Here is a 6,011-nt window from a genome sequence, read left to right as displayed (position 1 = left end):
GATCATGGTGGTGCCGAGTTCCTTGTGCAGGCGCGATATCTCGACCCGCATCTGGACACGCAATTCGGCGTCGAGATTGGAAAGCGGCTCGTCGAACAGGAACACCTGCGGTTCGCGCACGATGGCGCGGCCAATGGCGACGCGCTGGCGCTGGCCGCCCGACAATTGCTTGGGACGCCGGTTCATCAGTTCATTTATGCGCAGGATTTCGGCGGCTCGCTTGACGCGCCGGTCGGTGTCGGCCTTCGGATTGCCGGTCATCCTGAGCCCGAAACTCAGATTCTGTTCGACGCTCATGTGCGGATAGAGCGCGTAGGACTGGAAGACCATGGCGATGCCGCGGTCGGCCGGCTCGACATCGTTGACGAGCTTGCCGCCGATGGCGATCTCGCCGCCGCTGATGTCCTCGAGCCCGGCGATCATCCTGAGCAGCGTCGATTTTCCACAGCCGGAGGGGCCGACGAAGACGACGAACTCGCCATCCTTGACGTCGATGTTGGCGCCATGGACGACCTCGAAGACGCCGAAGCGCTTGATGACATTGTTGAGCGTGACTGTCGCCATGCTGTCCCTTACTTGATCGCGCCGGCGGCGATGCCGGCGATGAAATGGCGCTGCAGAAGCACGAAGACGACAAGCATCGGCACCGTCAGCATCACCGCGCCCGCCATGATGCCGCCCCACGACACCTTGGTCAGGCCGATCAGCGTGCCGAGCGCCACCGGCGCCGTCATCGAACCGGGCTGGCTGTTGATCAGGAGCGGCCACAAATAGTTGTTCCAGGAGGCGAGGAACAGGATGATGGCGAGCGCCGCCAGCATCGGCCGCGCCAGGGGCAGTGCGACGAAGAGGAAGATGCGCCATTCCTTCACCCCCTCGACGCGCGCCGCATCGAAAAGGTCGTCCGGCATCATCGAGAAGCTCTGCCGCATGAACAGCACACCGAGCGAATTGAACAGCGGCGGCACGATCAGGGCCACCCAGGTGTTGGCAAGCTTGAAATCGCGCGCAACCATGATGAATTGCGGGATCAGCACCACCGCATAGGGCAGCGTGATGGTGCCGAGGATGATGGCGACAACCACGCCCTTGCCGACGAACCTGTAGCGGGCCAGCGCCCAGCCGGCCATCGACGTCAGCAGCACCGACAGGAACGTGTAGGTCACCGCCACGGAGACCGAAATGCCGATGGCGCCGACAAAGTCGGTGTCACGCTGCAGATTGTTGAAATTGTCCATGAAATTGCCATGCGGCAAAAGCTCGATGCCGGGGCTGAAGATGCCGTTGTCCGGCATGGTCGAGAACACCACCATCATCCACAGCGGAAACAGCCAGATCAGCGCCAGCGGCGTCAGGAACAGATGCAGCGCTATGCTGCGTCCCAGCCTTGCGGAGGAGAGGGAACTCATTTCGGTTCCCTCGTCAGCCACAGCTGCACCAGCGTGATCGCGATCGCCAGCCCGGCCATGGTGTAGGCGACGGCCGACGCGTAGCCGAAGTTGAGCGACCGAAAACCCTGGCGGTAAAGCAACAGGCCAAGCGTCTCGGTGCCGCCGCCGGGTCCGCCGCGCTCGGTGATCAGGAAGGGCTCAGTGAACAGCTGCATGGTGCCGATGATCGACAGCACAAGGCAGAAAACGATGACCGGCTTCAAGAGCGGCAGAGTGATGAAGAAGAACTGCTTGAGCTTGCTGACGCGGTCGAGCGTCGCCGCCTCGTAGACATCTTCGGGTATGGACTGCATGCCGGCGAGCAGGATGATGGCGTTGTAGCCGGCCCAGCGCCAGGTGACCGCGATCATGATCAGCGCCATCGCCGGCGTGACGTTGGAAAACCAGTCGACGCTGGGCAGGCCGACGCTGTTCAAGAGCTTGTTGATGATGCCGAAATTGAGGTTGAACATCAGCCGGAAGACCGCCGAGTAGGCAACTTCGCCGACCACGACCGGGGCGAAGAAAGCAAAGCGATACAGGCCGCGTGCCTTGAGCAGCGGCGAGTTCAATAGCACCGCCATCACCAGCGCCAGCGTGATCATCACCGGCACCTGGATGACGAGGATGAGCAGCGTGTTCTTCAGGGCGTTGAAGAAGGCGGGGTCGCCGATCAACCGGCCCCAGTTGAAGGTGGGCGCGAACCGCCATGGCACGGTACGTGTCGCCTGGAAGGAGATCATGAAGGAATCGATGATCGGCCACACCCAGAAGATTGCAAAGATCAGCAGATAGGGCGCGAGGAAGCGATAAGCCGTGGCATTCTGATAGCGCATTGTAGCCTCCTTTCCGCGTTCAAGGGGGTGGCGCGCCCGTGCCGAGACACGTGGYGCGTTCGGCCCCGGACAGCATCAATGCCGCCCGGGACCGTCTCGGTCCAGATCAAGATTTGACGGGCAGTCCGGTCGCCGCGGCGATCTGGCTTGCGGCATCGTCGAGCGCTGCCTTGGCGTCGGGGTAGCCGCCGGCCAGATATTTGGTCTGCACGGCGCGGACGATGATTTCGGCGTCGCTCTGGAATTGCGTGCCGCGGCTCGGAACAACCTTGGGCAAGGTGCCGAGGATGTCCTTCCACACCGCCTGGCCGCCCCAGTAGGGTAGGCCTTGCGCGACATAGGGGTCATTGAGCGCCGACACCAGCGAGGGCACCAGGCCGAAGTCCTTCAGCATGGTGATCTGGCCTTCATTGGTTCCGAGCGTGTATTTCAGATAGGCGTAGGCGGCCTCCTTGTTCTTGGACGCCGAGGTGATGGCCAGCGAGGAGCCGCCGAGATTGGCAGCGCGCGGGCCGTCGGCGGTGAGGCTCGGCATCAGGTAGACACCCCATTTGCCGTTTTCGCCGGCTGATTCGGTGCGAATGGTGCCTTCGTACCAGCCGCCATAGACCTGGGTGGCGACGGTGCCGGCGGTGTTGTTGGTGATCTTGGTGCCCCAGTCGGCGGAGGAGACGATGCCGGCGTCCTTCATCTCCTTGACCTTGGTCATGGCATCGACGCATTTGGGCTGGTTGATCGTGATCGACTGGCCGTCCTCGGCGAAATAGGCGCAGCCCTGCTCGTTGGAAATCATGCGGAAGAATTCGCTGTCGCCGTTGAAATCCGCATTGGTCATCGAGACGCCCGGGTTGGCGGCCTGGATCTTCTTGCCGGCGGCGATGAAATCGTCCCAGGTCTTGATCGATGCCGGATCGACGCCGGCCTTCTCGTAGAAGTCGCGGCGGTAAAAGGCCGCCACAGGACCCGAATCCCACGGCATTGCATAGGCCTTGTCGCCGACTTCGAGCTCGGTGCGCTTGAAGTCGGGGAATTTCTTCTGATCCTCGGCGGTATAGCCCAGCGTATGCAGGTCGACGAAGCAGTCGGGGAACTGGCTCCAGTAGTTCTCGGCCTCGCCGTTTTCGATGGTGACGATGTCAGGCAGGCCGACGCCGCCGGCGGCGCAGCCGGCGATCGACTTGTCGTAGGTCGGCTGGTTGCCGAGATCCTGGACCGTCACCTTGACGTCGGGAAATTGCTTGTTGAAGCCGGCGACGGTCGCCTTCAGCGATGAAGCCGCGACATTCCAGCTCCAGATCGTGATTTCGCCGGATTGCGCAAAGGCCGGGGCAGAGCCCAGGGCGAGCGCGAGCGCGGCGCAGGTCATTGTGATGCGCATTGAAATCCTCCCATTCCATTTGCTCTCTCACTGTGAGCGTGGCTAGACTATGCAGTGGGCAGGGGCTGTCGCCGTCAAAGGGAATATGAAATTGGCGGAAAGTAAGATGCCGGAACGACCGTTTTACCAGCCTGGTGCCAGCAGCGTGGAAGGCTTGCCGCTGCTGCTGCAAATGTTTCACACCAGTCCTCTGGTGATGCTCAAACCGCATTGGCATGCCCAGGTCGAAGTGAATTTCATCGTGCGCGGCAGCGTGCATTACCGCATGAACGACCACGAGATTTCGCTGTCTGCCGGCGAGATGTGCCTGTTCTGGGGTGGCCTGCCGCACCAGATGGACGATTTGTCCGACGACGCCGTCTATGCCGGAGCGCATCTGCCGCTGGTGCATTTTTTCCGGCTGCACCTGCCCACGGACATCCGGCACCGGCTGATGACGGGTGCCACACTGGTGACGAGTGCCACCGACCCCTCCGACAACCATAATTTCGAGCGCTGGAACCGCTACGCCCGGTCCGGCGACCAGGCCAAGGCGGAACACGCCGTCAACGAATTGCTGCTGCGGCTGGAGCGGGTGCGGTTCGAGCCCTACCGGCTCGTATCCGCAACCCCGATCGGCCAGGAAACGGGCAGCGCCTTCGACCAGCAGTCGTCGCGCAACGTCGGGCGCATGTGCGATTTCATCGCCGAGAACTTCCTCTACGACATCGATTGCGTGAACATCGCGGCGGCAGCCGACATCCATCCCAAATACGCCATGAGCCTGTTCAAGAAATCGACGGGCATGACGCTCAACGAGTATGTCAACCTTTTGCGGCTGAGCTACGCGCAGGCGCTTTTGATGCACCAGGACGCCAATGTGCTCCGCGTCGCCATGGATTCCGGCTTCGGCTCGCTCAGCGCCTTCAACAAATCGTTCCGCAAGCTGGCCGGTATGTCGCCCTCCGATTTTCGCAGAGGGGTGTCCGGCGCCAGATAGAACCCGGCGATCAGGCGGTGCTTGCCCGGCGCTGCAAATGCATTGTCGTATCTTGATCGTCGGCTGAAAGACGGGTCGCGCCGTTGCGGTCCGCGACGGCAACGCGCACAAGGGCGCCGCCGGCCGAAATGGGACCGCGCCGCACGCCGTTCCGGCCATCGCCTCGGTACCGGAACCGGGCCACTGCACGGCGTCTCATTTCCTGTCTGAAATCGCCATCTGGGCGCTGGACAGGCCGGATTCCCGTGCTATAACCCACGCGCTTTCAAGGGGCGCCCATGGCGCTTCATGAGATCCGGTGTATGAGATTTCGTTTGCCGGAACAGGCCCAGATAGCTCAGTTGGTAGAGCAGCGGACTGAAAATCCGCGTGTCGGTGGTTCGAATCCGCCTCTGGGCACCATCTCTTTCCTCAATAAATTCATCGGCTTACGGTCCTTCAAATGAGGGAATGCTGCTCATCTATGTCGCAGTCATGTTGCAATCCACTACCGTTGATTTCCAAGGGTTTCCTGCGACTATCGGCAGGTCCACGCGACATGGGATGCGACATGGGAGGGGTAGTGTGTGGGGAACCTGGTGGACGGCGACGACGGGATGCTGGTCGAAGACGTTGGGGCATGGTCGAAGGATAAGATTGCCCTCCTCTGCAAATATGTCTCGATCTCCCGCGGGGTAAGGGCGAAGTGGGTCGGTCCTGGAAAAGCTGGCGCTACCTACATCGACCTGTTTTGCGGGCCTGGACGCGCCAAGATTCGCCGCAGCGGTGAGTTTATCGAGGGAGGTTGCGTCGCGGCCTGGAATGAAAGCCTTCGATCGAAAACGCCTTTCAGTTCCGTTTTCATCGCCGATTCCGATGCTGCCCGACTTGATCTGGCAATGGCGCGGCTGACGCGACTTAAGGCGCCGGTAGAAGCTTTTCACGGGGAAGCGGTGGACACCGCAAAGGCGATCCGGGCAAAGCTTGACCCCTATGGGCTGCACTTTGCCTTTATCGACCCTTACAACCTCGCCGCGTTCGATTTCTCGGTGATTGAGACGCTATCGAAGCGGAAGCGCATCGATATGATGGTCCACATCAGCAAGATGGATTTGCAGAGGAATACCGGGCTGAATGTTCGAGCGCAGAAATCGGCCTTCGACAAATTCGTCCCCGGATGGCGGTCATCGGTCGATGTCAACCAGCCGTTCACGCACGTTCGGCGTGCTGTCTTTGATCTGTGGAAGATCAAGGTGGTCAAGCTCGGAATGGCGGCGTCGACCGACATGCAGTTGATCACAGGAAGTCGCGGCCAGCATCTCTATTGGTTGACGCTGGCCGCCCGGCACGATCTTGCTCTTGCCTTCTGGAAGGCCGCGACCGACAACGGCCAGGGCCAGTTATTCTAG

At 61.2% G+C, this 6,011-nt stretch carries 6 protein-coding genes and 1 tRNA gene; 3 read left to right on the top strand and 4 right to left on the bottom strand.

Annotated features, from left to right (window positions below; translation table 11 throughout):
* The 4 genes from ACXJ7R_RS22590 to ACXJ7R_RS22575 all read right to left on the bottom strand — a co-directional run.
* Nucleotides 1-564: ABC transporter ATP-binding protein (locus ACXJ7R_RS22590; RefSeq protein ID WP_457153788.1), on the bottom strand; the 564-nt coding region annotated here is incomplete at its 3' end.
* 8 nt (nt 565-572) lie between these two features.
* On the bottom strand, nt 573-1,409 hold the full coding sequence (locus tag ACXJ7R_RS22585; RefSeq protein ID WP_095088662.1) for a carbohydrate ABC transporter permease: 837 nt from the start codon (nt 1,407-1,409) through the stop codon (nt 573-575).
* Entirely contained in the window at nt 1,406-2,266 is an 861-nt protein-coding gene (locus ACXJ7R_RS22580) for a carbohydrate ABC transporter permease (protein ID WP_184872124.1), read from the bottom strand. The genes ACXJ7R_RS22585 and ACXJ7R_RS22580 overlap by 4 nt, the downstream gene beginning before the upstream one ends.
* 106 nt (nt 2,267-2,372) lie before the next feature.
* Nucleotides 2,373-3,644 (bottom strand): extracellular solute-binding protein, encoded by a 1,272-nt coding sequence (locus ACXJ7R_RS22575; protein ID WP_457153787.1) that lies wholly within the window; start codon nt 3,642-3,644, stop codon nt 2,373-2,375.
* An 85-nt stretch (nt 3,645-3,729) separates the two neighbouring features.
* Here ACXJ7R_RS22575 and ACXJ7R_RS22570 point away from each other — a divergent pair, with 85 nt between their 5' ends.
* The 3 genes from ACXJ7R_RS22570 (at nt 3,730) to ACXJ7R_RS22560 (ending at nt 6,011) form a co-directional block, all read left to right on the top strand.
* Nucleotides 3,730-4,623, top strand: a complete 894-nt coding sequence (locus ACXJ7R_RS22570; RefSeq protein ID WP_457153786.1) for a helix-turn-helix domain-containing protein — start codon at nt 3,730-3,732, stop codon at nt 4,621-4,623.
* Between the two features lie 326 nt (nt 4,624-4,949).
* Nucleotides 4,950-5,025, top strand: a tRNA-Phe gene (locus ACXJ7R_RS22565).
* A gap of 176 nt (nt 5,026-5,201) precedes the next feature.
* Nucleotides 5,202-6,011, top strand: a complete 810-nt coding sequence (locus ACXJ7R_RS22560) for a three-Cys-motif partner protein TcmP (protein WP_457153785.1) — start codon at nt 5,202-5,204, stop codon at nt 6,009-6,011.

It is taken from the genome of Mesorhizobium sp. P5_C1 (assembly GCF_054049815.1).
This window is presented reverse-complemented; position numbering and strand designations above follow the sequence as displayed.